This is a genomic window from Methylobacterium sp. WL120 (genome assembly GCF_008039465.1).
Classification (GTDB): domain Bacteria; phylum Pseudomonadota; class Alphaproteobacteria; order Rhizobiales; family Beijerinckiaceae; genus Methylobacterium; species Methylobacterium cerastii.
This window is the reverse complement of record NZ_VRUT01000367.1, coordinates 1-788: the sequence shown is the minus strand read 5'-3', so window position 1 is coordinate 788 and position 788 is coordinate 1. Positions and strand designations below refer to the sequence as shown.

General features: G+C 76.5%; 2 pseudogenes. Both read right to left on the bottom strand.

Annotated elements, in window-relative coordinates:
• Window positions 1–219, bottom strand: a pseudogene (locus tag FV229_RS27040) (nuclease); the annotation flags it as partial.
• A 10-nt stretch (window positions 220–229) separates the two neighbouring features.
• Window positions 230–788 (bottom strand): annotated as a pseudogene (locus FV229_RS27760) (hypothetical protein); the annotation flags it as partial.

The following is a 788-nucleotide window of genomic DNA, read 5'->3' as shown; positions in this document are numbered from 1 at the left end:
GCGCGGACGGCCGTGGCGATCGACGACGCGATAGCCCGCCGGCTCGGCCGACGGCTCGACCGCCGCCTCGGCCAGCAGCTGCAGCGTGCGCACGGCCACCGGCTTCGGGTTGCGGCGCGCGATCTCGGCCTGGACCTCGCCGCGAAGAGTCGCGCGCTCGGGGGCGCCGAGGACTGGGCGCTCCGTCGGGGCCAGGGTTTCCGCATCCGGGGTTGTCATGGCGTCTCGTCTAGCCGTTGGCGCCGGCTCCGGGAAGCGCGCCGACCGTGGCGCCGCGGCGCAGCACACGGCTCGATTCCGACACGATCACCGGGCGGCCGCCGGCGAAGCTGACCTCCAGCACCAGCTCGGCCACCCCTTGCGAGCGCGCGCCGCGGGCCGGGCTGCCGGCCTGGAAGTCCACGAGGGTGCGCACGACGCAGCTCTGGAGCGCCGCGTTGCAGGCGGTGCGGGTGTCGCGCGGCTCGTAGCGCCGCTCCGGCCAGCGCTGCGCGAAGCGGCGCTTCTCGGCGAGCAGGGCCGCGAGCGTCGTCATCCGCCCGTGGAAGCGCAGGCGCTCACCGTAGAAGCGCGACGCGCCCGAGACCATGGCGCCGTTCGAGCCCGAGAAGGCGGCGAGGTAGTCCTCGGTCAGGCCCTGCGCCTGTCCCGCCCAACCGGAGAAGCGCGGATCGGCTGCCGCCTCGCGCGGGGCGGCGGGAATCCGCGGCGCGACGGTCAGCGCGTTGGCGGCCGGCGTGTCGGAGAGGCGCTGTGCGGCACGCCGCCGAAGCCGCGGCCGCTCGGCC